This is a genomic window from Geodermatophilus siccatus (assembly GCF_900103785.1).
Classification (GTDB): domain Bacteria; phylum Actinomycetota; class Actinomycetes; order Mycobacteriales; family Geodermatophilaceae; genus Geodermatophilus; species Geodermatophilus siccatus.
In genome coordinates this window covers 19,151-45,537 of sequence record NZ_FNHE01000014.1, presented here as the reverse complement: position 1 = coordinate 45,537, position 26,387 = coordinate 19,151, and the positions used below count along the sequence as shown (strand labels likewise).

Annotated in this window: 24 protein-coding genes; 9 read left to right on the top strand and 15 right to left on the bottom strand. The window is 74.6% G+C overall.

Going from position 1 to position 26,387, the window contains the following annotated elements; translation table 11 throughout:
- Positions 1-221 precede the first annotated feature (221 nt).
- From BLS21_RS24780 to BLS21_RS21460, 3 genes are read right to left on the bottom strand one after another with little or no spacing between them, the layout of a single operon-like run.
- Positions 222-413, bottom strand: a complete 192-nt coding sequence (locus tag BLS21_RS24780) for a hypothetical protein (protein WP_139177246.1) — start codon at positions 411-413, stop codon at positions 222-224.
- A 15-nt stretch (positions 414-428) separates the two neighbouring features.
- Positions 429-1,643 carry a DUF885 domain-containing protein gene (locus tag BLS21_RS21465; protein WP_091223322.1) on the bottom strand — a complete coding sequence of 405 codons (1,215 nt, stop codon included), beginning with the start codon at positions 1,641-1,643 and terminating at the stop codon, positions 429-431.
- 13 nt (positions 1,644-1,656) lie between these two features.
- Positions 1,657-2,436 carry an isoprenyl transferase gene (locus BLS21_RS21460; protein ID WP_091223320.1) on the bottom strand — a complete coding sequence of 260 codons (780 nt, stop codon included), beginning with the start codon at positions 2,434-2,436 and terminating at the stop codon, positions 1,657-1,659.
- A 134-nt stretch (positions 2,437-2,570) separates the two neighbouring features.
- Here BLS21_RS21460 and trhA point away from each other — a divergent pair, with 134 nt between their 5' ends.
- A complete protein-coding gene (trhA, locus tag BLS21_RS21455) occupies positions 2,571-3,383 on the top strand; it encodes a PAQR family membrane homeostasis protein TrhA (RefSeq protein ID WP_175479694.1) in 813 nt (270 codons plus the stop codon).
- A gap of 120 nt (positions 3,384-3,503) precedes the next feature.
- Here trhA and BLS21_RS21450 read toward each other — a convergent pair whose 3' ends face one another.
- From BLS21_RS21450 to BLS21_RS21435, 4 genes are all read right to left on the bottom strand, one after another.
- Positions 3,504-4,757: a geranylgeranyl reductase family protein gene (locus BLS21_RS21450; protein WP_091223318.1), complete on the bottom strand. Its 1,254-nt coding sequence runs from the start codon at positions 4,755-4,757 to the stop codon at positions 3,504-3,506.
- Between the two features lie 42 nt (positions 4,758-4,799).
- On the bottom strand, positions 4,800-5,462 hold the full coding sequence (locus tag BLS21_RS21445) for a maleylpyruvate isomerase N-terminal domain-containing protein (RefSeq protein WP_091223316.1): 663 nt from the start codon (positions 5,460-5,462) through the stop codon (positions 4,800-4,802).
- Positions 5,463-5,540: 78 nt separating this feature from the next.
- Complete coding sequence (locus BLS21_RS21440) at positions 5,541-6,155, bottom strand: hypothetical protein (protein WP_217636233.1); 615 nt, start codon at positions 6,153-6,155, stop codon at positions 5,541-5,543.
- A 56-nt stretch (positions 6,156-6,211) separates the two neighbouring features.
- Entirely contained in the window at positions 6,212-8,209 is a 1,998-nt protein-coding gene (locus BLS21_RS21435) for a thioredoxin domain-containing protein (protein WP_091223314.1), read from the bottom strand.
- Between the two features lie 212 nt (positions 8,210-8,421).
- On the opposite strand from BLS21_RS21435, the gene BLS21_RS21430 reads away from it, so the two are divergent.
- A complete protein-coding gene (locus BLS21_RS21430) occupies positions 8,422-9,204 on the top strand; it encodes a DUF899 family protein (protein WP_091223312.1) in 783 nt (260 codons plus the stop codon).
- A gap of 398 nt (positions 9,205-9,602) precedes the next feature.
- Positions 9,603-10,163, top strand: a complete 561-nt coding sequence (locus BLS21_RS21425; protein ID WP_091223310.1) for an AMIN-like domain-containing (lipo)protein — start codon at positions 9,603-9,605, stop codon at positions 10,161-10,163.
- Between the two features lie 24 nt (positions 10,164-10,187).
- On the opposite strand, the gene BLS21_RS21420 is transcribed toward BLS21_RS21425, so the two are convergent.
- Together BLS21_RS21420 and mca are read right to left on the bottom strand one after the other, a co-directional pair.
- Positions 10,188-10,514, bottom strand: a complete 327-nt coding sequence (locus tag BLS21_RS21420; protein ID WP_091223308.1) for a hypothetical protein — start codon at positions 10,512-10,514, stop codon at positions 10,188-10,190.
- A complete protein-coding gene (mca, locus tag BLS21_RS21415) occupies positions 10,511-11,398 on the bottom strand; it encodes a mycothiol conjugate amidase Mca (RefSeq protein ID WP_091223306.1) in 888 nt (295 codons plus the stop codon). Before mca ends, BLS21_RS21420 begins: the two co-directional genes overlap by 4 nt.
- Before the next feature lie 218 nt (positions 11,399-11,616).
- Here mca and greA point away from each other — a divergent pair, with 218 nt between their 5' ends.
- Together greA and BLS21_RS21405 are read left to right on the top strand one after the other, a co-directional pair.
- Entirely contained in the window at positions 11,617-12,120 is a 504-nt protein-coding gene (greA, locus tag BLS21_RS21410) for a transcription elongation factor GreA (protein ID WP_091223304.1), read from the top strand.
- Between the two features lie 13 nt (positions 12,121-12,133).
- The gene (locus BLS21_RS21405) at positions 12,134-12,460 is read left to right on the top strand and encodes an RNHCP domain-containing protein (protein WP_091223302.1); all 327 of its coding nucleotides are present in this window, start codon (positions 12,134-12,136) and stop codon (positions 12,458-12,460) included.
- A gap of 127 nt (positions 12,461-12,587) precedes the next feature.
- Here the strand turns inward: BLS21_RS21405 and BLS21_RS21400 are convergent, their stop codons facing one another.
- From BLS21_RS21400 to ilvA, 4 genes are all read right to left on the bottom strand, one after another.
- Positions 12,588-14,639, bottom strand: a complete 2,052-nt coding sequence (locus BLS21_RS21400) for a M3 family metallopeptidase (RefSeq protein ID WP_425431624.1) — start codon at positions 14,637-14,639, stop codon at positions 12,588-12,590.
- A 100-nt stretch (positions 14,640-14,739) separates the two neighbouring features.
- On the bottom strand, positions 14,740-15,549 hold the full coding sequence (locus BLS21_RS21395) for an ABC transporter permease (protein WP_091223298.1): 810 nt from the start codon (positions 15,547-15,549) through the stop codon (positions 14,740-14,742).
- Positions 15,546-16,544, bottom strand: a complete 999-nt coding sequence (locus tag BLS21_RS21390) for an ATP-binding cassette domain-containing protein (protein WP_091223296.1) — start codon at positions 16,542-16,544, stop codon at positions 15,546-15,548. Before BLS21_RS21390 ends, BLS21_RS21395 begins: the two co-directional genes overlap by 4 nt.
- Positions 16,545-16,719: 175 nt before the next feature.
- Complete coding sequence (gene ilvA / locus BLS21_RS21385; RefSeq protein ID WP_217636232.1) at positions 16,720-17,955, bottom strand: threonine ammonia-lyase; 1,236 nt, start codon at positions 17,953-17,955, stop codon at positions 16,720-16,722.
- Positions 17,956-18,039: 84 nt separating this feature from the next.
- On the opposite strand from ilvA, the gene BLS21_RS21380 reads away from it, so the two are divergent.
- Together BLS21_RS21380 and BLS21_RS21375 are read left to right on the top strand one after the other, a co-directional pair.
- The gene (locus BLS21_RS21380; RefSeq protein ID WP_245700646.1) at positions 18,040-19,494 is read left to right on the top strand and encodes a sigma 54-interacting transcriptional regulator; all 1,455 of its coding nucleotides are present in this window, start codon (positions 18,040-18,042) and stop codon (positions 19,492-19,494) included.
- An 81-nt stretch (positions 19,495-19,575) separates the two neighbouring features.
- A complete protein-coding gene (locus tag BLS21_RS21375; RefSeq protein WP_245700644.1) occupies positions 19,576-21,558 on the top strand; it encodes a VWA domain-containing protein in 1,983 nt (660 codons plus the stop codon).
- 63 nt (positions 21,559-21,621) lie between these two features.
- Here BLS21_RS21375 and BLS21_RS21370 read toward each other — a convergent pair whose 3' ends face one another.
- Entirely contained in the window at positions 21,622-22,956 is a 1,335-nt protein-coding gene (locus BLS21_RS21370; RefSeq protein WP_217636231.1) for a DUF2252 domain-containing protein, read from the bottom strand.
- Positions 22,957-23,024: 68 nt separating this feature from the next.
- Between BLS21_RS21370 and BLS21_RS21365 the strand changes: the two genes are divergently transcribed.
- Positions 23,025-24,047, top strand: a complete 1,023-nt coding sequence (locus BLS21_RS21365) for an SGNH/GDSL hydrolase family protein (protein ID WP_175479693.1) — start codon at positions 23,025-23,027, stop codon at positions 24,045-24,047.
- A gap of 87 nt (positions 24,048-24,134) precedes the next feature.
- Positions 24,135-25,355 (top strand): acetyl-CoA C-acetyltransferase, encoded by a 1,221-nt coding sequence (locus BLS21_RS21360; RefSeq protein WP_091223287.1) that lies wholly within the window; start codon positions 24,135-24,137, stop codon positions 25,353-25,355.
- A gap of 155 nt (positions 25,356-25,510) precedes the next feature.
- Here BLS21_RS21360 and BLS21_RS21355 read toward each other — a convergent pair whose 3' ends face one another.
- Positions 25,511-26,356, bottom strand: coding sequence for a Bax inhibitor-1/YccA family protein (locus BLS21_RS21355; protein WP_091223285.1), 846 nt, complete (start codon positions 26,354-26,356; stop codon positions 25,511-25,513).
- Positions 26,357-26,387 lie beyond the last annotated feature (31 nt).

The window sequence follows — 26,387 nt, the reverse complement described above, 5'->3', positions numbered from 1 at the left end:
TGGGGGCGCGGCACGCGCCCCGGCTCGAAGGTGGCCGGGCCCCGGCCGAGGGGCCGGGTGCCGGCCCCCCCTGGTCGACGAGATCGTCAGCACCAACCGGGCCTCCCGTGGTCGGCGAGGTGAGCTCGCCGTCCACCGCGGACGTTAGGCCCGGGAGGTGACAGGAACATGTCGAACGGGCGGCGTGTCCCCCCTTCGGGGCACCACCGGTCCCGGCCGTCTCAGCGGCGACGGCGCGGCCGGAGGGCGACCAGCACCCACACCAGCGGCACCAGCAGGACCGGCCACTGGACGCGCAGGTCGCCCAGCCACCACAGCCCGCCGACCAGCAGCACGGCCAGCCAGCCCGCCGTCCACAGGCCCAGGTCCCGGGCCTCCTCCGGGCTGTGCCGCGCCATGTCACCCCCCGCCACGTCCCACCCGCCTGCTCAGCCCGCCCGCAGCTCGCCGGCGACGGCGGCCGGGGTGAGGGGCTCGTCGAGCAGGCGGACGAAGCGGTCGGCCACCGGCTGGTCGGCCGGGCGGGCGTCCAGCCACCGCGAGAGCAGGTCGAAGCCCTCGACGTAGGTGGTGGTGTAGGCCCGCCACAGCGGGTGGGTGAGGAAGCGCAGCTGCTGGCGGGCCCGGTCACCGCTGACCAGCGACCAGCGCTGGATGAAGGCGGCCACCTCGTCGGTGGAGGCGCCGCGGTCGTGCAGCAGGACGGCGGCGTCCTGGCGCACCCGGTTGAGCGGCGCGGTCGCCGCGGCGACCCGCTCGGCGAGGTGCCCGTCGAAGTGCAGCCCGAGGTCGCCGAGCACCTCGGCCGCCCAGGGGCCCCAGCCGTCGCCGATCGCGGCCTGCACGCCGAGGTCGGCCAGTCCCTCGGCCATGAGGCACTCGGGGGTGTTGACCAGGAAGACGGTGTGCTCGAGCCGCGAGCCGCGCTCGACCAGGCCCAGCTCCTTGCGGCAGTGCTCGGTGTGGTGCCCCGGATAGGCCTCGTGGGCCACCAGGTGCGGCAGCTGGCCCAGCCGGTGCGGCAGGTCGGCGTTGATCGCCACGCGGGAGCGGTAGTCGCCCTCGTAGTAGTTGAAGCCCGACCACGGCTGGTCGGTGACCACCTCGTAGCGCACCGTCTCCACCTCGGGCAGCCCGTAGTCGGCGCGGGCCCGGTCGCGCAGCGCGCTGGACAGGGCGTGCACCGCCTCGGCCAGCCGCTCCGGCGGGCACTCCTCGCGGCGCCGGTGGGCGGCGTAGCGGTCGGCCAGCGGGCCGTTGCCGGGCAGCAGGGCGTCGAGCTCGGCGTGCGCGGCGGCGTAGGCGGCCGGGTCGCCGAGGGTGAGGTCGACCTGGAAGTAGCTGCGCACCTCGTCGAGGAAGGGCACCGGCTCGCCGGCCAGCTTGCGGGCGCTGCACTCCAGACCGGTGAGCTGCCCGCGGAGGAACCCGGCGCGGTCGGCCGGCAGGTCGGCCGACGTCAGCTCGGCCAGCAGCCCGCGGGCCTGGTCGCGCAGCCCCTGCGGGGTGGGCGCCGACTCGTCCTCCACCTCGGCGCGGACCCGCTTGTCACCGGTGTACGCGTCGACGAAGCCGCGCTCGAGCCGGTCGAAGCGCAGCCCGAGCCGCACGTACTCCAGGGGGACGTCGAGGACGGAGGCCATGACCAGCAGTTTCTCAGCCGCCGAAGCGCCGGTGCCGGGCGGCGTAGGCGCGCAGCGCCCGCAGGAAGTCGACGCGGCGGAAGTCGGGCCAGTAGACGTCGGTGAAGTGGAACTCCGAGTGCGCGGTCTGCCAGAGCAGGAAGCCCGAGAGCCGCTGCTCCCCGCTGGTGCGGATGACCAGGTCGGGATCGGGCTGGCCGCGGGTGTAGAGGTGCTCGGCGATGTGCTCGACGTCGAGCACGCTGATCAGCTCGTCCAGCGTCGTCCCCCGCTCGGCGTGCTCGGCCAGCAGCGAGCGGACGGCGTCGGCGATCTCCCGGCGTCCCCCGTAGCCCACGGCGAGGTTGACCGTCGCGCCCGGCCGGTCGCGGGTGTCCTCGGCGGCCTGCTTGAGGACGGCGACCGTCTCGGCGGGCAGCAGCTCCAGGGCGCCCACCGGGCGCAGCTGCCAGCGCCGGTCCGGGGCGGCGAGGTCCTCGGCGACGCCCTCGATGATCCGCAGCAGCGGCACCAGCTCGGGCTCGGGGCGGGACAGGTTGTCGGTGGAGAGCAGGAAGAGGGTGACCACCTCGACGCCGGCCTCGTCGCACCAGCCGAGGAAGCCGGCGATCTTGTCCGCGCCGCGGCGGTGGCCGGCGTTGGGGTCCTCCAGGCCGATGGCCCGCGCCCACCGCCGGTTGCCGTCGACGATCACCCCGACGTGCCGCGGGATCGCCGCGCCCTCGAGCGCCCGGGCCAGCCGGCGTTCGTACACCTGGGTGAGGACGTCGCGTGCCCACTGCCGCACCCCCACGGTGGGTCACAGTAGGCCCACTCCGCGAGGTCGTGCGCACCCGTCCCCGACCTGCACGAAGGTCCACGGGACTGCCGGGGACCTCACACCCCGGTCCCGTCGCCGCCCTCCCTACGCGTGCGTAACCTCGGCCCATGAGCGTCCCCCGCAGCGAGGGCGAGACCGTCCGCGTCGAGGCCGACGGCGCCCGGATCGAGGCGCCTCCCGGCCCGGCGGTGGCCACCGTCCTCCGGGAGGGCGAGCAGGTCGAACGCGCCTGGACCGCCGAGGACTTCGGCGACAGCGACTGGGACCACCCCGACACCCGGCCGCGGATGCGCGGCTGGCTGCACCTGTTCTCCTTCTTCGGCGCGATCGTCGCCGGGGCGGTGCTCGTCCCGCTGGGCTTCGCGCTCGGTGCCCGCGCCGGCCTCTCGGTGACCGTCTACTGCCTGACCATCTGCGGCCTGTTCGGCATCAGCGCGCTCTACCACCGCCGCCGCTGGTCACCGCGCGGCTGGAAGATCATGAAACGGCTCGACCACTCGATGATCTTCCTGTTCATCGCGGGCACGTACACGCCGTTCTCGCTCCTGGCGGTCGACCAGCCCACCGGCTACTGGGTGCTCGCCGGCGTCTGGGCCGGCGCACTGGCCGGCGTCTCGCTCAAGCTCACCTGGCCGACCGCGCCGCGCTGGGTGGGCGTGCCCCTCTACATCGGCCTGGGCTGGGTCGCCGTCTTCATCCTCACCGACATCCTGCACATCGCCGGCGTGACCTCGCTGGTGCTGCTGGCCGTCGGTGGGGTGCTCTACACGCTGGGCGGGGTGGCCTACGCGGTCAAGAAGCCCAACCCCTGGCCCGGCGTCTTCGGCTACCACGAGGTCTTCCACGCGATGACCGTCGTGGCCGCCATCTGCCACTACATCGCCGTCTACTTCGCGATGTACTCGAGCCCATTCGTGTGATCTGTCGGCCTACCGGCCGACACCGCGGCCAGGTGCCGTCCCCGGCGTGCGCTGAGCCGCTGCGTCCCGCCTGCGCGGAGCCCTCCGGGCCCCACTCGGCGTGACCCCTCGTCGGTCGCCTCAGCTGAACGGCGGGCGGTGGTCGATGCGGGTCGACAGCCGGCCGGCGGTGCGCCAGGCGCGGGCGACGAGGTCGCGGTCGGCGTCGGTGACCAGGTTGCCCATGACCCGCAGCGCGACGGTCATCAGCGCCCGCGAGCGCATGCCGACCGGGCCGGCGGCCGGCAGGAGGCGCGGGACGGTGAGCAGGCCGGCCAGGCGCCGGGCGATGGAGAACGCCTCGCCGTAGTGCCGCCGCAGCTCCGCCGGCCAGGCGGCGGTCCAGTCCTCCTCGCCGAGGAGGCCGACCACGCTGCGACCGGTCTCCAGGCCGTAGTCGATGCCCTCGCCGTTGAGCGGGTTGACGCACCCGGCCGCGTCGCCGACCAGCGCCCAGTTGCGGCCGGCCACCCCGGAGACCGCGCCACCCATGGGCAGCAGCGCCGACGCCGGCGCCTCCACCGGCCCGTCGAGCCGCCAGTCCTCCCGGCGGGCGTCGGCGTAGACCTCCATCAGGGCCTTGAGCTGCACCCCGGCGGGACGGCGGGCGGTGGCCAGCGTGCCGACGCCGATGTTGACCTGCCCGGCCTCCGCACCGAGCGGGAACACCCAGCCGTAGCCGGAGAGCAGCTCTCCCTCGGCGCCGCGCAGCTCCAGGTGCGAGGAGATCCACTCGTCGTCCGCACGGCCGGAGCGGACGTAGCCGCGGGCGGCCACGCCGTAGGCGGTGTCGCGGTGCCACTCGCGGCCGAGCACCCGGCCCAGCGGCGAGCGGACGCCGTCGGCCACGACCAGCCGCCGGCAGCCGACCGTGACCGTCTCCTCGTCGGCGAGCTCGAACACCACCCCGGCCACCCGGTCGCCGTCCCGCTCGACGTCGACGGCCCGTGCCCCCTCCAGCGGGACGGCGCCGTCGGTCAGGGCCACCTGGCGGATGCGGGCGTCGAGCTCCGTGCGCGGCACCGCGCTGCCGTGGTCGGGGAACTCGCCGCCGGGCCAGGGCAGCTCCCACGTCCGGCCGAAGCCGGCGGCACGCAGCCCGCGGTTGCGCGCCCGCGAGCGCGCCCAGTCCCCCAGGCCCAGGAGGTCGAGCTCGGCGATCGCCCGCGGGGTCAGCCCGTCGCCGCAGGTCTTGTCGCGGGGGAAGACGGCCGCGTCGGCGAGCACGACGTCGTGCCCGGCCCGCGCGGCCCATGCGGCGGCCGCCGCACCCGCCGGGCCGGCACCCACCACGAGGACGTCGGTGTCGATGGGGACGGCGGCGCTGGCTGGCACGGCCCCAGTGTCCCTGGCTGCGCGGAACGGGGCCGCGACCCCTCAGCCGAACAGGGGGAAGCGCTCCGCCGACGCGCCCAGGACGGCGCGGTCGGCGTCGTCCAGAGGCTCCCGGCCGGTGCCGCGCCGAGCTGCCGTCGCGTCGTCCCACCCGGCCGGCAGCGGGTCGCCGAGCAGGCCCTCGAGCACCCGGCGGACCTCGGCGAGCGCCTCGGGTGCCGGACCGGGACGGTCGAGGCAGGTCACCAGGTCCAGGTGGTGCACGGCAGCCTCCACGGCCAGCGTGGACAGCAGGTCGTCGGTGCGCAGCACGTGCCCCTGGGTGCCGACCAGGTCCTCGGGCCGGGACCGGCCCGCGGCCACACCGACCGCCGCCACGAGCTCGGCGTACACGCCGGACAGCTCCGCCGGCCCGCCGGCCACGCTGGCGCGGACGCGGGTGCGCCAGGCGACGTCCGCGTCCTGCGCCGCGGTTGGCTGCCAGGCCCGCCAGTAGGCGACGGCGTCGCTCGTGGCCGGCGGGGCCGCCGGGGTGGCCAGCGCGACCAGGCCCCGGCGGGCGTCGTCGACCAGGTGCAGCGTCAGGTCCAGGACCGCCCACCCGGTGCACCCGGTCGGCTGCCAGGCCTCCTCCGGCCGCAGGTCCCTGACCAGGGCGGACAGGGCGCGGTAGGTGGCCTGGAGCAGCTCGGTGGACGACGGCACGCCGGCAGCCTGGCAGAGCCGGCCCTCCTGCAGGGTCCCGCCCCGAGCGAGCGAGGGGTGAGGGGCAGGAGGGTCCTCCTACTGCGGGCCCCGGGCGCGGACCTCCTCGACCGCGGCCATCGCCGCGCGCAGCTCACCGAGCCACTCGTCGGTGTGCTGGGCGACCAGCCGTACCGCCCAGGCCAGCGCCTCGGACCGGGACCGGGCGACCCCGGCGTCCACGAGCGTGTCGAGGACCAGCCGCTCGGGCTGCCGCAGCCGGGTCATCACCGGCACCGAGAGGTTGGTGAACACCTCCCGGACGTCGCCGCAGGCCGCGCCCCACGCGACCGACCGGCCGTAGCGGGCCTGGGCGGCGTCGGCGACGGCCATGCGCTGCTCGCGGGTCTCCTCGCGGAAGCGGGCGATCCGCCCGGCCCGCGCCGCGGCGGCGTCGCCCTCGCCGGCCTCCGGCTCGGCCAGGGTGCCGACGACGGTGATCTCGTCGCGGTCGACGGTGAGCTCGACCGGCCCGGTGAACCAGTCGTCGGGCAGCCGCCCGGCGAACCAGCCGGCGACCTCGGCCCGCTCCACCGGGGGCGGGGCGTCCGGCCCCCGGCCGCGACCGCCGGGACCGCGGCCGCGCGGGCCGCGGAACCCGCCGCGCATGCCTGCGAAGGGGTTGTCAGCGAAACGGTGGTGCTGTCCGTGCACGACGGCCTCCCGAGTGGGGTGATTACACACTTACACGGTAAGCCGCTGTGGCGCGGTCAGGAAGGGGCCATCGCTGCGCCGAGAGCGGACACGTTGGTGACCGGCGCGGAGCAGACGAAGCCACGGCACACGTAGGCAGCCGCCCGGCCGCCCACCAGGGGGCGGTCGGCCAGCAGGGGGACGCCGGGCGCGTCCGGCTCGCCGACCACCACGACCGCACCCGGGCTGGTCGAGGCGCGGGCGGCGACCGCGAGGGCGTCGCGCTCGGGCCCGGCCGGCCCGCTGACCGCGACCTCGAGCGGGCCGGCCAGCAGGGCCTCCCCCACCGCGAGCGCCCAGCCCACCGCCCGCGGGGCCCGCTCGGCCAGCTTCGCCAGCTGCCCCACGGCCGCCTCCCCCAGCTCCCGGTGCCGTGGCGCGCCGGCCAGCGCGGCGTACGACACGGCGGCACCCGCGACGGCGGCGGTGCCGGACGGCGTCGGACCGTCGGCCGGGTCGAAGGGCCGGTGCACGAGCGCCTCGGCGTCCGCGGCGGTGTCGTGCCAGCCGTCGGCGTCCACGAACTGCTCGGCGACGACGTCGAGCAGGTCGCCGGCCAGCTCCAGCCAGCGCCCCTCGCCGGTGGCCTGGTGCAGCGCGAGCAGCCCCTCGGCCGCGTCGCCGTAGTCCTCGAGCACCCCGACCGGGGCGCCGGCGACGCCGTCCCGCGAGGCCCGGCGCAACCGCCCGTCGACCCAGTGCACGTCGGCGAGCAGCTCCGCCGCCCGCCGCGCCGCCTCGACCGAGGGGGGTGACCCGGTGAGGACCCCGTGCTCGGCCAGCGCGGCGATCGCCAGCCCGTTCCAGGCGGTGACCACCTTGTCGTCGCGTGCCGGCTGCGGGCGCTGAGCCCGCGCCGCGGTCAGCCGCTCGCGCACCGAGGCCAGCCGGGCGGGGTCGTCGGGGTCGCGCAGCAGCTGGAGCGTCGAGGTGCCGTGCTCGAAGGTCCCGGTGTCGGTCACCTCGAACACCTCGGCCGCCCACCGGCCGTCGTCCTCCCCGAGCACCTCGACCAGCTGCGCAGGCGTCCAGACGTAGGTCAGCCCCTCGACACCCTCGGTGTCGGCGTCCAGCGCCGAGGCGAAGCCGCCCTCCGGGGTGCCGAGGTCGCGGACGAGGAAGGCCGCGGTCGCGTCGGCGACCCGGCGGGCCCACTCCTCGCCGGTCGCCCGCCACAGGTGCAGGTAGCCCCGCAGCAGCAGCGCGTTGTCGTAGAGCATCTTCTCGAAGTGCGGCACGACCCACCGCGCGTCGACGGAGTAGCGGGCGAAGCCGCCGGCGAGCTGGTCGTGGATGCCGCCGCGGGCCATCGCCTCGAGCGTGCCGCGCGCCATGCGCAGCGCCCGGTCCTCCCCAGTGCGGGCGGCGTGGCGGAGGAGGAACTCCAGCAGCATGGACGGCGGGAACTTCGGGGCACCGCCGAAGCCGCCCCAGCGCTCGTCGAGGTCGGCGGCCAGCGCGGCGACGGCGCGGTCGAGCACCTCGGGCGTCAGCGGGACCGGTGTGCCGAGGTCCAGCCGGGCCGAGATCCCCTCGGCGATGCGCGTGCCGGCCGTCTCCAGCTCCTCGCGCCGCGTCCGCCACGCATCGCTGACCGCGGCGAGCAGCTGGCGGAACGACGGCATGCCGTGCGCGGGCCGGGGCGGGAAGTAGGTGCCGCAGTAGAACGGCCGGCCGTCGGGCGTGGTGAAGACCGTCATGGGCCAGCCGCCCTGCCCGGTCAGCGCCTGGGTGGCGGCCATGTAGACGCTGTCGACGTCCGGCCGCTCCTCGCGGTCGACCTTCACGCAGACGAAGTCGGCGTTCATCTGCGCCGCCGTCGCCTCGTCCTCGAACGACTCGTGCGCCATGACGTGGCACCAGTGGCAGGCGGCGTAGCCGACGCTGAGCAGGACCGGCACGTCGCGGCGACGGGCCTCGGCGAAGGCCTCCTCCCCCCACTCCCGCCAGTCGACCGGGTTGCGGGCGTGCTGCAGCAGGTACGGGCTCGTCGCGCCGGCGAGACGGTTCGGCATGCCCGTCTCCTTCCCACACCGGTCCGGGTGCGAACGGACGCCGGGAGCCTCGACGCCGTCACGGGCGAACCCGGAGCCTGCCGCCGGAGCACTGCCGGTCCGCCGGGATCGTCCCCGACCGCGATGAGTTCCGGCCGGCGCGCCGGTCTGCTCTGGTGACCGTCGCAGGACGTCGTCCGACGCCGCCCGGCACAGATCCCGCGGAGGACTCCATGACCACCACTCCGGACCGCCCGACCACCGCGCTGCCCGGCCGCCCGCCCGTCGTCGACCTGGCCACCTGGCAGGCCGCCAGGAACGAGCTCCTGGTCCGCGAGAAGGCCCACACCCGTGAGGGCGACGCCCTCGCCGCGGCCCGCCGCCGGCTGCCGATGGTGGAGTTCGACGGGACGGTGGGGGTCGTCGGCCCCGACGGCCCGGTCCCGTTCCTCGACCTGTTCCAGGGCCGCGACGAGCTCGTGGTCTACAAGCACATGTGGTACGACGGCGCGCCGCACCAGGGGCAGTGCGAGGGCTGCACGATGACGACCTGGCAGCTGAGGGACACCGTGTACCTCGACGCCCGGGGTGTCTCGTTCGCCGTCCTCACCACAGGCCGGTGGGACGAGGTGGCCGCCTTCGTCGAGTTCATGGGCTACACCCAGCCCTGGTACTCCGTGCGCGACCTGGCGGAGCCGGTCGGCGGGGAGATGGGGTACCTCACCTGCTTCCTGCGCGACGGCGACCGCACGTTCCTCACCTACTCCACGACGGGCCGCGGCAACGAGCCGGTCGCCGCGTCCTTCGGCCTGCTCGACAGGACGCCCTACGGCCGCGGCGAGGCGTGGGAGGACAAGCCCGAGGGCTGGCCCGAGGGGCGCCACGCGTGCTGGTACTGGCGCTCGGACGCGGACGGGAACGCCACCTGGGGCCCGACCAGCCGCCCCGTGCCGCAGTGGACCCGCCCCGGCGCGACCCCCGTGGAGACCCTCGGCCGGCACGGCCCCCACCACTGACGCTCGGCGTCCGCCGCGGGACCTGCCGGCCGGCTGCCCACCGAACCGGGGTCGCTCCCGGGCGCAGAGCTCCTGCGCCACGTCCGCGCGCATGACCTCCTCAGGCGGCAGCGGCGCCGGCAGGTCGCAGTGGTCCCCGAAGACCCGGCCGATCGACGGGGAGTCGCCGCGCCCGGGCCACCACCCTCGACGGATCACACACGGCAGCCGAGTGGTGACGCGGACGGGCTGATAACACAGGTTGCCACCGGAGCGGGGAAGGCGCACCGGTCACGGTTGGCAAAGTCTGCCCGCGACTCCCGGGGTACTTCATCGAGTCGACATGTCGACGCCCATGGCGCGGACGGTCGCGTCGGGCAGATCCTGCCGTCGGCATCGATTCCTCAAGGAGGTCCGCCATGAACCGATCCCGGTTCCTCGTCCTCGCCGTCTCCGCCCTCGCCGCGCTGGGGGTGGCCGCACCCGCCTCGGCGAGTGCGGCTCCCTCCTGCGGCGTCACCTGGGGCTCCCAGCCAGAGGTGGCCGGCCGCGCCGCACCTGGGGACGACCTCGTCCAGGACGTCCGCGCCGGGCGGCACGAGTGCTTCGACCGGATCGTCGTCGACGTCGCAGAGGTGTCCGGCTTCGACTCCTGGTCGGTCCGGTACGTGGACTCGGTGCGCGAGGACGGCAGCGGGACGGTGGTCCCGCTGCGCGGCGGCGCGGACCTGCAGGTGACCCTCGGCGCGGTGGCCTACGACGACCGGGGCCGCCCGACCTACACCCCGGCGAACCGGCGCGAGGTCGTCGACGTGAGCGGGTACCGCACGCTGCGGCAGGTGGCCTGGCTGGGCTCGTTCGAGGGCCACACCGGCCTCGGCATCGGCACCCGCGCCCGGCTGCCGTTCCGCGCCTTCGTCCTCGAGGGCTCGTCCGCCGGTGTCGACCGGCTGGTCATCGACGTCGCCCACCGCTGGTAGCCCGGCCCGGCGGCGGCCGGCCGGTCAGCCCTCCGTGGCGTCCGGCCGGCCGTCGTCCCGGCGTGGGCCTTCGATCGCCCGAGGCGCCCGCCGCAGCGTGTCCAGCAGCTCCTGCCCCGGCGCGGGTGCCGGGTCCACCAGCTCGGCCGGGGTGTCGGGGACGACGACCCGCGGGCCGTCGTCCCCGCGCTCGAAGCTGCGCGGCACCCGCTTGAGGTGGGTGGTCATCGACCTCACCAGCAGCAGGATGGCGATGAAGAGCAGCACGGTCAGCAGCGCACCGATGGGGCCGGCCTTGCCGACGTCCTCGGGCAGCTGCTGCTCGGCGGCGAGGAGCACGAGCCCGTTCATCGCACGACCACCTCACTGCGGACCCCGGCGAAGAGGTCGTCCTCGGGCGCCGGCGAGTCGACGACCGACCGGGCCAGCTCGTAGTCCTCGGTCGGCCAGACCCGCTGCTGGACCTCCAGCGGGCAGGCGAACCAGCGGCCGTTCGGGTCGATCTGGGTGGCGTGCGCGATCAGCGCGGCGTCCCGGACGGCGAAGTACTCCGCGCACGGCACCTTGGTGGTGACCCGGTGCGACATGTCCCGCTCGGGGTCCCAGTTCTCCAGCCACTCGGCGTAGGGCGACTCCTGGCCCGAGGCGAGGATCGCCTCGTGCAGCGCCCGCGTCCGGGGCAGCGTGAAACCCATGTGGTAGTAGAGCTTGAGCGGCTGCCACGGTTCCCCGAGGTCGGGGTAGCGGTCGGGGTCGCCGGCGGCGTCGAAGGCGTGCACCGAGACCTCGTGGGTCTTGATGTGGTCCGGGTGCGGGTAGCCGCCGCGCTCGTCGTACGTGGTGATCACGTGCGGCTTGAACCGGCGGATCAGCTCGACCAGCGGCGCGGCCGCCTCCTCGGTCGGCACCAGCGCGAAACAGCCCTCGGGCAGCGGCGGCAGCGGGTCGCCCTCGGGCAGGCCGGAGTCCACGAACCCGAGGAACTCCTGCTCGACGCCGAGGACCTCGCGCGCCCGGGCCATCTCCTCGCGGCGGATCTCCGGCAGGCGCTCCCAGACGTCGGGCCGGTCCAGCGCCGGGTTGAGCACCGAACCGCGCTCACCCCCGGTGCAGGTCGCCACCATGACGCGGACACCCTCCGCGACGTACTTGGCCATGGTCGCGGCGCCCTTGCTCGACTCGTCGTCGGGGTGGGCGTGCACGGCGAGCAGGCGCAACGGGTCCGCTTCGGTCACCGGCCCATCATCCACCGGCGAGGAGGGGCGCCGCCGCCGCCGAGGCCCTCGATCGGGTGTTCGTGGCGCTCGTCACGCTGCGGTCCGCTACCGTTCCGCATCCCGGAGGCCCGGGTCCCGGTGGAACACCGGACCCGGGCGACGGTGTTACGTTGGCCGTTCTGAACGCGGCCGTTCCCCGGGCGGGGAGCGGCCACCGACATTTCAGGAGCACTGCCGTGTCCACCCCCACTGACGAGCAGGACCAGGGCGTCTGGCTGACCCAGGAGGCCCACGACCGGCTGAAGGCCGAGCTCGACCAGCTGGTGGCGGGCCGTCCGGCCATGGCCGCCGAGATCAACGCCCGCCGCGAGGAAGGCGACCTCCGCGAGAACGGCGGCTACCACGCCGCCAAGGACGAGCAGGGCCGGCAGGAGGCCCGCATCCGCCAGCTGGAGGACCTGCTGCGGAAGGCCCGCGTCGGCGACGCGCCCACGACGGCGACGCACGCCGCCACCGGCACCGTGATCACCATCCGCTTCCAGGGTGACGACGAGACCGAGAAGTTCCTCCTCGGCTCGCGGGAGATCGCCGGGACGACGGGGCTGCAGGTCTACTCCCCCGAGTCGGCGCTCGGCTCGGCCATCCTCGGCGCGAAGCCCGGGACGACGGTGACCTACCAGGCGCCCAACGGCCGCGACATCACCGTCGACGTCGTCGCCGTCGAGCCGTTCGTCCCCTGACCGGGGCGCGGCCGTGAGCCCCGTCCGCTCCCGGCGGGCGGAGAACACCGGGTTCGCCTGCGTGCACTGCGGGTCGGCGGTGCCGGCCAACAGCGACGGGCACTACCGCAACCACTGCCCGGTGTGCCTGTGGTCGCTGCACGTCGACGACCTCCCCGGCGACCGGGCGAGCACCTGCCGGGCGCCGATGGCGCCGATCGGCCTGGTGGAGAAGTCGGGCAAGGGCTGGCAGGTGGTCCACCGCTGCACAGCGTGCGGCCACCGCCAGCCCAACCGGCTGGTCCGCGAGGGCGAGGGGCCGGACGACCTGGACGTCGTCCTGTCCCTGCCCTGGTTGTAGCAGGGCGGTTCGTAGCAGGGCGGTGTCGTGACGAGTGGGGGCCCGGAGGGTCTCCGCGAGGAACGACGCGGCGGCTCAGCCCGGCCGGGGACGGCACCTGGCCGCGGTGCGGTCCGGAGGACCGCGGTCAGCAGAGCCCGCGGCGGCGGAGCAACGGGGTCGGGTCGGCGTCCCGGCCGCGGACGGCGCGGAAGGCCTCCAGCGGGTCCACCGCCCCGCCGACGGACAGCAGCCGCGACCGGAAGACCTCGCCGTTCTCCCGGCGCAGCCCCCCGTTCTCCCTGAACCACTCCACCGTGTCGGCGTCGAGCACCTCCGACCAGATGTAGGAGTAGTAGCCGGCCGCGTAGCCCCCGGCGAAGACGTGCTGGAAGTACGTCGTCCGGTAGCGCGGCGGCACCAGGTCGTGGGCGACACCGGCCGCCTCGAGCGCGGCCCGCTCGAACCCCTGCGGGTCGCCGACCTCGGTCTCCGGCGTGATCCGGTGCCAGGCCTGGTCGAGCAGCGTGGCCGCCAGGTACTCCAGCGTCGCGAAGCCCTCGCCCCACAGCTGGGCGGCCTCGATCGCCTCGACGACGCTGGCCGGCAGCGGCTCACCGGTCTCGACGTGCCGGGCGTAGCCGGCCAGGACCTCCGGCCACAGCGCCCACATCTCGTTGACCTGGCTCGGGAACTCGACGAAGTCGCGCGGCACGCTGGTGCCGGAGAAGCGCGGGTAGGTGACGGCGGAGCTCAGGCCGTGCAGCGTGTGGCCGAACTCGTGGAACAACGTGTTGACCTCGTCGAGGGTCAGCAGGGTGGGCTGCCCGTCGGCGCCACGGGTGACGTTGAGGTTGTTCACGACGACCGGCCGGGTGTCCAGCAGCCGCGACTGGGTGACGAACGAGCTCATCCAGGCCCCGCCGCGCTTGCCCTCGCGGGCGTAGAAGTCGCCGAGGTAGAGGCCGATGGTCTGCCCGTCCGCGTCGGAGACCTCCCAGACCCGGACGTCGGGGTGGTAGCCGCCGAGGTCGGGCCGCGGCGTGAACCGGTAGCCGTAGAGCCGCTCGGCGGCGGCGAAGACGCCGTCGACGAGCACCCGGTCCAGCTCGAACCACGGTCGCAGCGCCGCGGTGTCGACCGAGTACCGCTCGGCGCGCACCCGCTCGCTGTAGAAGGCCCAGTCCCAGGGCGCCAGGTCGGTCACGCCGTCCCGCGCGGCGACCTCGCCCAGCGCGGCCGCCTCCGCCTGCGCGTTGGCCAGCGACGGCCCCACCATCCGGCCGAGCATCGCGTCGACCGCCGCCGTGCTGCGCGCGGTCTGGTCGGCGAGCACCAGGTCGGCGTGGGTGTCGAAGCCGAGCAGCCGGGCGCGCTCGGCGCGCACCCGGGCGATCCGGACGGCGACCGGCCCGTTGTCGTGCTCGCCGCCCGACGCCCGCCCCACCGAGGCCTCGAACACCCGGCGGCGCAGCTCCCTGTTGCGCAGCTTGGTCAGCACCGGCTGACCGGTGGGCAGCAGCAGCGGGATGAGGAAGCCGGCCACCCCTCGGTCGGCGGCGGCGCGGGCTGCCGCGGCGACCTCCTCCGGGCCCAGCCCGTCGAGCTCGGCGACGTCGCCCACCACGACCGCGGCGGCCTCGGTGGCCAGCTGCAGGTTCTGCCCGAACCTCGTCGACAGCTCCGACAGCTCGCGGTTGAGCTCGGTCAGCCGGGCCCGGCCGGCCTCGTCGAGCCGCGCGCCGGCGAGCACGAAGTCCAGGTGGTAGCGCTCCACCAACCGGACCGCCTCGGCGTCCAGGCCCGAGTCGTGCCGCTGCGCGTGGACGGCGTCGATGCGGGCGAACAGGGCGGGGTCCAGCCGCAGGGCGTCGCCGTGCGCGGACTCCAGCGGGGCCAGCTCCCGCTCCACCTCACGCAACCGGTCGGTCGCGACCGACGAGGCGAGGTTGTGGAACACCGCGCCGGCGCGGCGGTACAGCCGCCCGGACCGCTCCAGCGCGACGACGGTGTTCTCGAACGTGGGCGGCTCGGGCGACCCGACGATGGCGGCGACCTCGGCACGCTGCTCGGCCATCCCGGCCAACACCGCCTCGCGGCAGTGCTCGAGGGTGATCTCCGCGAAGGGCGGCAGCTGCAGCGGCAGCCGGGACGGCTCGAGCAGCGGGTTGTCGGCGGACGGGGCGGCGGAGGCGGGCACGAGGTCCATCCTGGCGCGCACGGGTCGTACGCCGCGCGGGGTGTCCGGTGGTGCCGAGCTCAGCGTCGGTCGGGGACGGCACCTGACCGCGGTGTTCGCCTCACCGCGTCGCGGTGCGCTGGTAGAGCCGCACCGACAGCGGCACGAAGACGGCCAGGATGACCGCCGTCCAGACCAGCGTGTAGAGCACCGGGTTCTGCAGCGACCAGACGTCGGGCACCGGGGTGCCCGGTGGCACGTTGCCGAACAGCTCCCGCGACGCCAGGGTGACCGTCGAGACGGGGTTCCACTCGGCGAAGACCCTCAGCACCGAGGGGAAGGTCTCCAGCGGCACGAAGGTGTTGGCGATGAACGTCAGCGGGAAGATGACGATGAAGCTGGCGTTGTTGACGACCTCCGGCGTGCGGACCAGCAGCCCGACCACCGCCATCAGCCACGAGATCGCGTAGGCGAAGACCAGCAGCACGAGGAACCCGGCGAGCGCCTCTCCGAGCGAGGAGTTGATCCGCCAGCCGACGACCAGGCCGGTCAGGGCCATGACGGCGATCGAGATGACGTTGAGCCCGGCGTCGGCGACCGTCCGACCGACGAGTACGGCCGAACGGGACATCGGCAGGGAGCGGAACCGGTCGATCAGCCCCTTCTGCAGGTCGTCCGCGAGGCTGGCGCCGGTGATCGTGCTCCCGAAGACCACCGTCTGGGCGAAGATCCCGGGCAGCAGGAACTCGGCGTAGCTGATGCCCGGCGGCAGCCCCCCGATGGCGCCGCCGAACACGTAGCGGAACAGCACCACGAACATGATCGGCGAGAGCGTCGCGAAGACGATCAGGTCGGGCACCCGTCTGACCTTGATCAGGTTGCGCTTGGTGATCACGACGCTGTCGGACAGCGTCGTCGCGAGGGTGTTCATGCCATCCCCCCGGTCGCGGCCGGCTGGGCCGGCCGGTCGTCGTCGCCGGCGGTCTCCTCGGCGGCGTGCCCGGTGAGGGCGAGGAAGACGTCGTCGAGGTCAGGACGGCGCAGACCCACGTCGAGGATGTCGGGGGTGAAGCCGTCGAGCCGCTGCAGTGCCTCGGCCAGGATCTCTGCGCCGCCGCTGACCGGCAGGCTCAGCCGGCGCGCCTGCTCGTCGACCTGCGGTTCGTCGACGGCCATCCCCCGCAGCCGCTCCAGGACGTCGGGCAGCACGGCCGCCGTCGTCACGGTGAACTCCAGCCGCTGACCGCCGACCTGTGCCTTGAGGTCGTCGGCGGTGCCGCGGGCGATGACCCGCCCCCGGTCGATGACGACCATCCGGTCGGCCAGCCGGTCGGCCTCCTCCAGGTACTGCGTGGTCAGCAGGATCGTCGTCCCCCCGTCGGCGAGGTCGGCGATGAACTCCCACATGCCCAGCCGGCTGCGCGGGTCCAGGCCCGTCGTCGGCTCGTCGAGGAAGAGGATCCGCGGCCGGGCGATCAGCGACGCGGCGATGTCCAGCCGCCGGCGCATGCCGCCGGAGTAGGTCTTGGCCGGTCGGTCGGCCGCCCCGGTGAGGTCGAAGCGCTCGAGCAGCTCGCCCGCCCGCGCCCGCGCCTCGCGCTTCCCCAGCCGGTAGAGCCGCCCCACCATCTCCAGGTTCTCCAGGCCGGTGAGGTACTCGTCCACGGCGGCGTACTGGCCGGTCAGCCCGATCGAGGCGCGCACCGCGTCGGCGTCCTCCACCACGTCGAGCCCCGCCACCCGCACCCGCCCCGCGTCGGCCCGCAGCAGGGTGGTGAGGATCCGCACCACCGTCGTCTTGCCCGCGCCGTTCGGACCCAGCAACCCCAGGACGGAGCCCTCGGCCACGGTCAGGTGCACCCCGTCGAGGGCCGTGGTGGCGCCGAAGCGCTTCACCAGGCCCTCGACGACGATCGCGTCGCTCATGACCGGGAAACTATGTGACGGGGCCGACACTTCCCGACCGGTTTTCCGGTCCCCCTGCAGGGGTCCGCCGCCGGCCCCGTCCCGAGGCTCCGGCCCCGTCTCGGGTCCCGCCCCGAGCTCGCGAGGGGTGGGGAGGACGGGGTCCTTCCACGGTGGGGCGCAGGGGGTCCTTGCCTCAGCCGGTGGTGACGGCGTAGCCGGCCCGGTGCAGCCGGGCCAGCACCTCCTCGGCGTGCTCGGGACCGCGGGTCTCCAGGACGACGAACACCTCCACCTCGCCCAGCCCGAGCCGGGTCGCCGTCCGCTCGTGCTCGACCTCCAGCACGTTGGCACCGACCTGCGCCAGTTCGCCGAGCACCGCGGCCAGGGACCCCGGCCGGTCGGGCACCCGCAGCCGCAGCGACAGGTAGCGGCCGGCCGCGGCCATGCCGTGCTGCACGACCTTGAGTAGCAGCACCGGGTCGATGTTGCCGCCGGAGACGACCGCGACCACGGGCGGCGGGAAGGCCGCGGGCTCGGCGAGCACGGCGGCCACCGCGGCCACGCCGGCCGGCTCCACGACGAGCTTGGCCCGCTCCAGGCAGAACAGCAGCGCCTGGGAGAGGTCCTCCTCGCTGACCGTGCGCACCTCGTCGACCAGCTCGCGGACGTGCGCGAGGGTCAGCTCCCCCGGCGCGCCGACGGCGATGCCGTCGGCCATCGTCGTCATCCCCGACAGCGCCACCGGCCGGCCGGCGGCCAGCGACCCGGGGAAGGCGGCGGCCGCGGCGGCCTGCACGGCGACCACCCGGACGTCGGGACGACGGGAGCGCACCGCGGCCGCGATGCCGGAGACCAGCCCCCCGCCCCCGGTGCAGACGACGACGGTGGCGACGTCGGGGCACTGGTCGAGGACCTCCAGGCCGACCGTCCCCTGCCCGGCGATCACGTCGGGGTGGTCGAACGGGTGGATGAACACCGCGCCGGTGCGCTGCGCGTGGTCGGCGGCCGCGGCCAGGGCCTCGGTCAGCGAGGCGCCACCCAGGCGGGCCTCGGCGCCGTAGCCACGGGTGGCCGCCACCTTGGGCAGCGGCGCGCTCTCGGGCATGAACACCGTGGCCCGGATGCCCAGCAGCTGCGCGGCCAGGGCGACCCCCTGCGCGTGGTTGCCCGCGCTGGCCGCGACGACGCCGCGGGCCCGCTCCTCCGGCGTGAGCCGGGCCAGCCGGGTGTAGGCGCCGCGGATCTTGAACGAGCCGGTGCGCTGCAGGTTCTCGCACTTGAGCCAGACCGGGCCGCCGACCCGCTCGGCCAGCGCGCGCGAGTGCTCCAGCGGCGTGCGCCGGACGACCCCCTCCAGCAGCGCCGCCGCGGCGTCGACGTCCGCCCCGCCGACGAGCAGTCCGGTCCTCCCCGCCTCCGCAGCCGCCATGCCGTGATCCTCGCAGGGACGGCGCCCAGGTGGCAGCGGCCGAACGGGTGACCAGCGAGGCGCCTGCGTCGTACCGTGGCGGGGGTGACGGACCCTGGCTCCCCCGCCTCCGCTCCCCCCGCCCCCACGACCCTGGGCGAGCTCCGCGCCAGCGGGGCCACCTTCCGGCCGGTCAAGGCCGAGATCCGCGCCAACCTGCTCGCCCGCCTGGCGGCCGGCGAGCCCTCCCTGCCGGGCATCGTCGGCTTCGAGGACACCGTCGTCCCGGAGGTCGAGCGCGCTCTCATCGCCGGCCACGACCTGGTCCTGCTCGGCGAGCGCGGGCAGGGCAAGACCCGCCTGATCCGCACGCTGGTCGGCCTGCTGGACGAGTGGACGCCGGTGCTCACCGGCAGCGAGCTCAACGAGCACCCGCTGGCCCCGATCAGCGTGTGGGCGCACCGCCAGATCGCCGAGCACGGCGACGCCACCCCGGTCGGCTGGCTGCACCGCAGCGACCGCTTCGGCGAGAAGCTGGCCACCCCCGACACCAGCGTCGGTGACCTCATCGGCGACGTCGACCCGATCAAGGTGGCCGAGGGGCGCACGCTGGGCGACCCCGAGACGGTGCACTACGGCCTGGTGCCGCGCACCAACCGCGGCATCTTCAGCGTCAACGAGCTGCCCGACCTCGCCGAGCGCATCCAGGTCGCGCTGCTCAACGTGCTGGAGGAGCGCGACATCCAGATCCGCGGCTACCGGGTGCGGCTGCCGCTGGACCTGCTGCTGGTGGCCAGCGCCAACCCCGAGGACTACACCAACCGCGGGCGGATCATCACCCCGCTCAAGGACCGCTTCGGCGCCGAGGTGCGCACCCACTACCCGATCGAGCTGGCCGACGAGGTGCGCCTGCTGCACCAGGAGGCGCACACCAGCTGGTCGGGCGGGGGGCAGCTGGAGACGCCGCTCGTCCCCGAGCACCTGGTGGAGATCGTCGCGCGCTTCACCCGGCTGGTCCGCGACTCCAACCACGTCGACCAGCGCTCCGGCGTCAGCGCCCGCTTCGCCATCGCCGGGCTGGAGACGGCCGCCGCCTCCGCCGTCCGCCGGGCCGCCGTCGCCGGGGAGACCCGGCCGGTCGCCCGCGTCGTGGACCTGCCGGCCGTCGTCCCGGCCAGCCGCGGCAAGGTGGAGTTCGCCGACTCCGGCTCCGACCCGGACGACGAGCGGGAGCTGGAGGTGCTCGAGCACCTGCTGCGCCAGGCGACCGCGCAGACCTTCCGGGCCCGCTGCGCCGGGCTGGACCTCACCGGCCTGCAGGAGCACTTCACCGGCGGGGAGACCGTCGAGTCCGGCGAGCTGGTGCCGGCCGCGGCCCTGCTCGGTCAGCTCGGCACGATCCCGAAGCTCGCCGAGCTGCTCGGCCGCCTCGGCGTGCCGGAGGGCGAGCAGTCGGCCGAGCAGGCCGCCGCCGCGGTGGAGTTCGCCCTCGAGGGCCTCTACCTGACCCGCCGGCTGGCCAAGGACACCGACGGCCCGCGCACGGTCTACGGGGCCTGACGTGAGCGAGCGTGCGAGCTCACGCACGAGCACAGCGTGCTGCACCACTGCTCGGACGAGCGCCGGCGAGGAGGAGCAGTGGTGAGGCGGCCCGGCAAGGGCTACCGGTACGGGCGCTGGCGCGGCGGGCCCGACCCGCTCGCCCCGCCCTACGACCTGGGCAGCGCGGTCGACGAGATCGGCGACTCGGTGCTCGGCGGCAGCGGCGTCCGCGAGGCGCTGCGCGAGCTGCTGCGCCGCGGGATGGACGGCCGGCGCGGGCTGGACGAGCTGCGCCGGTCGGTCCGCGAGCGGCTGCGGCAGGCGCGCAACGCGGGCCGGATGGACGGCACCCTGCAGGAGGTCCGCGAGCTGCTCGACCGCGCCGTGGAGGCCGAGCGGCGGGAGCTGTTCCCGGACCCGGACGACATGGCCCGGCTCAAGGAGGCCGAGCTCGACGCGCTGCCCGAGGACACCGCGGGCGCCGTCCGGGCGCTCAAGGAGTACGACTGGCGCTCGGACGAGGCCCGCCAGGCCTACGAGCAGATCCAGGACCTGCTGCGCCGCGAGGTGCTCGACAGCTCCTTCGCCTCGATGAAGCAGGCGCTGGAGAACGCCTCCGCGGGCGACATGCAGGCGGTCAAGGACATGGTGGCCGACCTCTCGCAGCTCATCGACGCCCACAACCGCGGCGAGGACACCGACGAGCGGTTCCGCGACTTCATGGACAAGCACGGGCAGTTCTTCCCGGAGGACCCGCAGTCGGTCGAGGAGCTGATCGACCAGCTGGCCCGCCGGGCGGCCGCCCAGGAGCGGATGATGGCCGGCCTCTCGCCCGAGCAGCGGGCCGAGCTGTCCGACCTGATGGCCCAGACGATGCAGGACATGGGACTGGCCAGCGAGATGGCGCACCTGCAGGACGCGCTCCGCCAGGCCCGGCCCGACCTGCCCTGGGGGCAGCGCGGGCAGGTGCCCGACGGCGAGCAGTCCCTCGGCATGGGCGACGCCACGAGCGCCGTCGCCGAGCTGGCCGACCTGGAGGCGCTGTCCAACCAGCTCTCCCAGGGCTACGCGGGCGCCTCGCTGGCCGACGTCGACGAGGAGCTGCTCGAGCGGGCGCTGGGCCGGCCCGCCGTCGACGACCTCGGTGCGCTGCGCCAGCTGGAGCGGGAGCTGGAGCGGCAGGGCTACCTCAACCGCTCCGACGGCAAGCTCGAGCTCTCCCCCAAGGCCGTCCGCCGGCTGGGCGCGACCGCGCTGCGCCGGGTGTTCGCCGAGCTCGACGCCACCGGCCGCGGTGAGCACGACGTCGCCGACGCGGGAGCGGCCGGCGAGCTGACCGGTGGCTCCCGGGAGTGGCGGTTCGGCGACGAGCAGCCGCTGGACGTCGTCCGCACGGTGCGCAACGCCGTCCTGCGCACCGCCCACGAGCCACGTGCGGACGACGACCGCGCGGTGCACATCGCCGTCGAGGACTTCGAGGTCGTGGAGACCGAACGGCGCACCGGGGCCGCGGTCGCGCTGCTGGTCGACCTCTCCTACTCGATGGCGCTGCGCGGCACGTGGGGCGCGGCGAAGTCGACGGCGATGGCCCTGCACTCGCTGGTGACCACCCGCTTCCCGCAGGACGCCATCCAGATCATCGGCTTCTCCTCCACCGCCCAGGTGCTGCGGCCGGAGACCCTCGCCGAGCTGAGCGTGGACACGCTGCAGGGCACCAACCTGCAGCACGGGCTGATGCTGGCCCGCCGGTTCCTCGCCCGGCACCGGGACGCCGAGCCGGTGGTGCTGGTGGTGACCGACGGCGAGCCGACCGCCCACCTGGAGGACGACGGGACGCCGTTCTTCTGCTGGCCGCCGATGCCCGAGACCATCGCCCGCACCGTCGCCGAGGTGGAGCGGGTGGCCCGGTCCGGGGCGGTGATGAACGTCTTCGCCCTCGACCCGGAGCCCGGGCTGGTGCACTTCGTCCACGACATCACCCAGCGGGCCGGCGGGCGGGTGTTCACCCCCGACAGCGAGCGGCTCGGCGAGTACGTCGTCGCCGACTACCTGCGCACGCGGCGGGGACGCCGGGCCCGCTGAGGCGGCCCTCCCGCAGGGGCCCGCCCCGAGCCTGCGAGGGGTGCGCCCCTGCAGGAGGGTCCTTCACCCGCTGGAGCTGATCCCCGGGATCCGCCCCGCGCGGAACGCGTCGACGAACAGCCGGAAGTCGTCCTGGGTGCGGCGGGCGTAGGAGTGCGCGAAGTCGACCAGGTCGGCCACGAACTCCTCCCGACGGCTGCCGACCATCTCGGTGATCGCCTCCTCGGTCTGGAACGGCACCAGGGTGTGGTCGCTGTCGGCGTCCCCGACGCAGTGCACCTTCGCCGTGGCCCGGCCCAGCTGCGCCAGCACCGGGGCGATCTCCTCGGGCTCGGTGAGGTCCTCCCAGTCCAGGTCCAGCTCGTAGGGCGAGAGCTCCTGGACGACGAACCCCACCCCGTCGACCTCGGTGTGACCCAGGAACTGGGAGGCGTTGGCCTGCAGCGCCCGCTGCGACACCGCCGTCCGGTGCCCCTCGTGCTCGAAGGCCGCCCGGATCTGCGGGTCGCGGACGACGCGGCTGGGCGCCGGCACGTTGCCCTGCTTGAGCGAGAGGACGACGTCGTTCTCCAGCGCCTGGTCGTAGCCCTCGATCAGCACGTTGTAGGCGGGCAGGCCGGCGCTGCCGATGCCGAAGCCGCCCGTGGCGACGACGTCCTTGACGTCGTAGGCGACGTCGCGGCGCCGGCGGGGCGGGGAGACGGTCCCCCGCCAGCGGTCCAGCGCCGCCAGCACCCGGTCCCGCTCGGTCTCGTCCAGCCGCCGGGTGCGCCGGCCGTCGGCGAAGCGCCGCTGGAAGTCCTCGACGACGGTCATCCGGTCCAGCAGCCGCGACCGGCTTCGCGCGCTGGTCTCGAGGACCACCCGGTGCACGGCGCCCTCGGTGTTCTCGCGGACGAGGGCGAAGGACTTGTCGTCGTCGAGCCGGGTGAAGTGCGCGACCTGGTCGAGGTAGGCGTGCAGGTAGCCGCCGAGCAGCTCGGCGATGACCTCGTCGGAGAACGCCTTGCGCCAGGCCAGCAGGGCGAAGCTCGCCGCGAACCGGCGCAGGTCCCAGCTGACGTGACCGACGTAGGCCTCGTCGAAGTCGTTGACGTCGAAGACGATCCGCCCGGCGCCGTCCATGTACGTGCCGAAGTTCTCCGCGTGCAGGTCCCCCTGGATCCACACCCGGCTGGTGCGCTCGTCGCACCACCGGTCCTCCAGCTGCGCCATGTCGGCGTAGAAGAGGCAGGCGGTGCCCCGGTAGAAGGCGAACGGGTCGGCCGCCATCTTGCGGAACTTGGTGCGGAAGGCGTCGGCGTCGGCGGTCATCAGCTCGGAGAAGGCGTCCACCAGCACGTCGACGATCTGCTGGGCGCGGTCACCCTGGGTGACCCCTGCGGGGGATTCGGCCACGGAGGGACCGTAGGGGGCGGTTAGCCTGCTGGGACAGGTGTGTTCTCCATCCGAGGGACGGGGTGGCGGTGACTCGAGCGACCACGGCATGGCGGCTGGCCACGGGGGCCGCCTACGGCGGCGGCGGGCTGGGGCTGGCCGGCGCCGGGGTGCTCGCCCTGCTCCGTCAGCAGGCCCGGTCGGCCCGGCGCCACGTCGAGTCGCGCACCGTCAAGGCGGCCCCGCCCCCGGGAGACGGGGTGTACGGCCGCGGGCGCGGCCGGCCGATCGTCCTCGCCGTCCTCGGTGACTCCACCGCGGCCGGCCTCGGCGTCGAGCGCGCCGCCCAGACCCCCGGCGTGCTGCTCGCCGCGGCGCTCGCCGAGCTGGCCGAGCGCCCGGTCCGGCTGGTGCGGCTGGCCGTGTCCGGCGCGAAGTCCTGGCAGCTCGACGAGCAGGTCGACGAGGCACTCCTGGAGCAGCCCGACGTCGCCCTCGTCATGATCGGCGCGAACGACGTCACCAGCCGCACCGCGCCCGCGGTCTCCGTCCGGCACCTGCGCGACGCCGTCAGCCGGCTCACCGAGGCCGGCACGCAGGTCGTCGTGGGCACCTGCCCGGACCTGGGCAGCGTGCGCCCCATCGGTCGGCCGCTGCGCTGGCTGGCCCGCCGGTGGAGCCGGCAGCTGGCCGCCGCGCAGACCATCGCCGTCGTCGAGGCCGGTGGGCGCACCGTGTCGCTGGGCTCGGTGCTCGGGCCGTCCTTCGCCGAGGACCGGGACCTGTTCAGCGTCGACGAGTTCCACCCCAGCGCGGCCGGCTACGCCGCGGCGGCCGCCGTCCTGCTGCCCTCGATCGCCGACGCCCTCGGCGTCTGGCCGGCCGCGGCCGACCGGGGGCTGCGCAACCTGCGCCGCGACACCGTCCGCCCGGTCGCCCGGGCCGCCGCCCGGGCCGCCGGCCGCACCGGCACCGAGGTCCAGGCGACCGCGGTCCGCGGTCGGGACACCGGGCCGCAGGGTCCGTGGGCCCGGCTGCGCCGGCGCCGGCCGCCGGACCTCCCGACGCCGGAGCAGGCCGAGCGCGCCGCGGAGACGACACCCCTCGGCTGACGGTGGAAGGCTCCCTACCGGGGAGTAGGTTCGGGGGTGACCGACGTCCGGCGACCTGTCGTCGGAGCCCCTCATCGTGGAGGACCCATGCCCGAAGCCGTCATCGTCGCGACCGCGCGCTCCCCCATCGGCCGCGCGTTCAAGGGCTCGCTCAAGGACCTGCGGCCCGACGACCTCACCGCCACCATCGTGCGCGCGGCCCTCGACAAGGTGCCCGCGCTCGACCCGACCAACATCGACGACCTGATCCTCGGCTGCGGCCTCCCCGGCGGTGAGCAGGGCTTCAACATGGGCCGGGTCGTGAGCGTCCTGCTCGGCATGGACCACCTGCCGGGGACGACGATCACCCGCTACTGCTCCTCCTCGCTGCAGAGCACCCGCATGGCCATGCACGCCATCAAGGCGGGCGAGGGCGACGTCTTCATCTCCGCCGGCGTCGAGATGGTCAGCCGGTTCGTGAAGGGCAACAGCGACTCGCTGCCCGACACGAAGAACCCGGTGTTCGACGACGCCGAGGCGCGGGTGGCCAAGACCGCCGAGAGCGGCGCGGACGCCTGGACCGACCCGCGGCAGAACGGCGAGGTGCCCGACATCTACATCGCGATGGGGCAGACCGCCGAGAACCTGGCGCTGCTCAAGGACGTCTCCCGACAGGACATGGACGAGTTCGCCGTCCGGAGCCAGAACCTGGCCGAGCAGGCCATCGCCGACGGCTTCTGGGAGCGCGAGATCACCCCGGTCACCACGCCGGACGGCACCGTGGTCAGCACCGACGACGGCCCGCGGCCGGGCACCACGCTGGAGGGCATCTCCGGCCTCAAGCCGGTCTTCCGCCCCGACGGCCGGGTCACCGCGGGCAACGCCTGCCCGCTCAACGACGGCGCCGCCGCGGTCGTGGTCATGAGCGACGCCAAGGCCCGCGACCTGGGGCTGACCCCGCTGGCCCGCATCGTCTCCACCGCGGTCACCGGCCTCTCGCCGGAGATCATGGGCTACGGCCCGGTGGACGCCTCCAAGCTCGCGCTGCAGCGCGCCGGGATGAGCATCGGCGACATCGACCTGGTCGAGATCAACGAGGCCTTCGCCGCGCAGGTCATCCCGAGCTACCGCGACCTGGGCATCGACATCGACAAGCTGAACGTGCACGGCGGGGCGATCGCCGTCGGCCACCCCTTCGGCATGACCGGCGCCCGCATCACCGGCACGCTGATCAACGGCTTGCAGACTCGGGACGTGACCTTCGGCCTGGAGACGATGTGCGTGGGTGGAGGCATGGGCATGGCGATGGTCCTGGAGCGCCTCTCCTGAAGGAGGACCCCCTGCCCCACGCCGTGTGAGGCCCCGTCCAACGGCCAGTGGCCCGGCCCCCTCGCGGGGACCGGGCCACTGGTGTGTGCTACGGCCCCGTCCCGGGTCCCGCCCTGCGCTCGCGAAGGGTGGGGAGGACGGGGTCCTTCACCAGATCACTCGCTGCTCTGCAGGTAGGACAGCAGCCGCAGGATCTCCAGGTACAGCCAGACGACCGTGATGAGCAGGCCGAAGGCGATGTACCAGGCGAACTTCGCCGGGGCGCCGCGGCGGATCGCCTCGTCGGCCATGTCGAAGTCGAGCAGCAGCGAGAACGCCGCGACGCCGATCACGACCAGGCTGAAGACGATCGACAAGGTGCCGCCGTCACGCAGGCCCAGGCCGCCGGGGACGAAGAACCCGACCACCAGGTTGACCAGGACCAGCGCCAGGACACCGAACATCGCGCCGACGATCCAGCGGGTCAGCTTGGGGGTGACCCGGATGGCGCCGGTCTTGTAGACGACCAGCATGCCGGCGAAGACACCGAAGGTGCCGACCAGCGCCTGCATCACGATGCCGGGCCAGACCTGGTTGAAGGCCTCGCTGATGGCACCGAGCGCGATGCCGTACAGGGCGCCGTAGGAGAGCGTGGCGACCGGGTTGGCGATCTGCTTGAACGAGATGACCAGGCCGAGCACCAGGGCCACGAGGACCGCGGGCAGGGCCAGCCCGAACGCCAGCTCCTGCGGGAGCAGCGCCCAGGTGACGGCGGCCGAGAGGACGGTGACCAGGAAGGAGAGGCCCGTCTTCTGGACGACGTCGTCCATCGTCATGTAGCGGGTGGCCGACGGGGCGTACGGCGACTGCGCGTACGGCGACGGCGCGGCGTACGGGTCCTGCGTCCCGTAGCCGTACTGCGGGGCCCCGTACTGGGGCGCGCCGCCCCACGGGGACTGCTGGCCGTAGCCGGGGCCCGCGTTCTGGAGTCCCCGGCCGAAGACCGGGTTGGAGCTGGGCATCGTCATCTCCTCGAGGTGACCTGGCTGTCGT

What these genes read in the sequence shown, in the direction of transcription:
- trhA (WP_175479694.1), top strand. Translation starts at nt 2,571, where the DNA reads ATGAGCGTCCCCCGCAGCGAGGGCGAGACCGTCCGCGTCGAGGCCGAC.
- BLS21_RS21420 (WP_091223308.1), bottom strand. Translation starts at nt 10,514, where the DNA reads ATGAACGGGCTCGTGCTCCTCGCCGCCGAGCAGCAGCTGCCCGAGGAC.
- BLS21_RS21355 (WP_091223285.1), bottom strand. Translation starts at nt 26,356, where the DNA reads ATGCCCAGCTCCAACCCGGTCTTCGGCCGGGGACTCCAGAACGCGGGC.
- BLS21_RS21435 (WP_091223314.1), bottom strand. Translation starts at nt 8,209, where the DNA reads ATGCCGAACCGTCTCGCCGGCGCGACGAGCCCGTACCTGCTGCAGCAC.
- BLS21_RS21465 (WP_091223322.1), bottom strand. Translation starts at nt 1,643, where the DNA reads ATGGCCTCCGTCCTCGACGTCCCCCTGGAGTACGTGCGGCTCGGGCTG.
- BLS21_RS21395 (WP_091223298.1), bottom strand. Translation starts at nt 15,549, where the DNA reads ATGAACACCCTCGCGACGACGCTGTCCGACAGCGTCGTGATCACCAAG.
- BLS21_RS21390 (WP_091223296.1), bottom strand. Translation starts at nt 16,544, where the DNA reads ATGAGCGACGCGATCGTCGTCGAGGGCCTGGTGAAGCGCTTCGGCGCC.
- BLS21_RS21430 (WP_091223312.1), top strand. Translation starts at nt 8,422, where the DNA reads ATGACCACCACTCCGGACCGCCCGACCACCGCGCTGCCCGGCCGCCCG.
- BLS21_RS21425 (WP_091223310.1), top strand. Translation starts at nt 9,603, where the DNA reads ATGAACCGATCCCGGTTCCTCGTCCTCGCCGTCTCCGCCCTCGCCGCG.
- BLS21_RS21360 (WP_091223287.1), top strand. Translation starts at nt 24,135, where the DNA reads ATGCCCGAAGCCGTCATCGTCGCGACCGCGCGCTCCCCCATCGGCCGC.
- ilvA (WP_217636232.1), bottom strand. Translation starts at nt 17,955, where the DNA reads ATGGCGGCTGCGGAGGCGGGGAGGACCGGACTGCTCGTCGGCGGGGCG.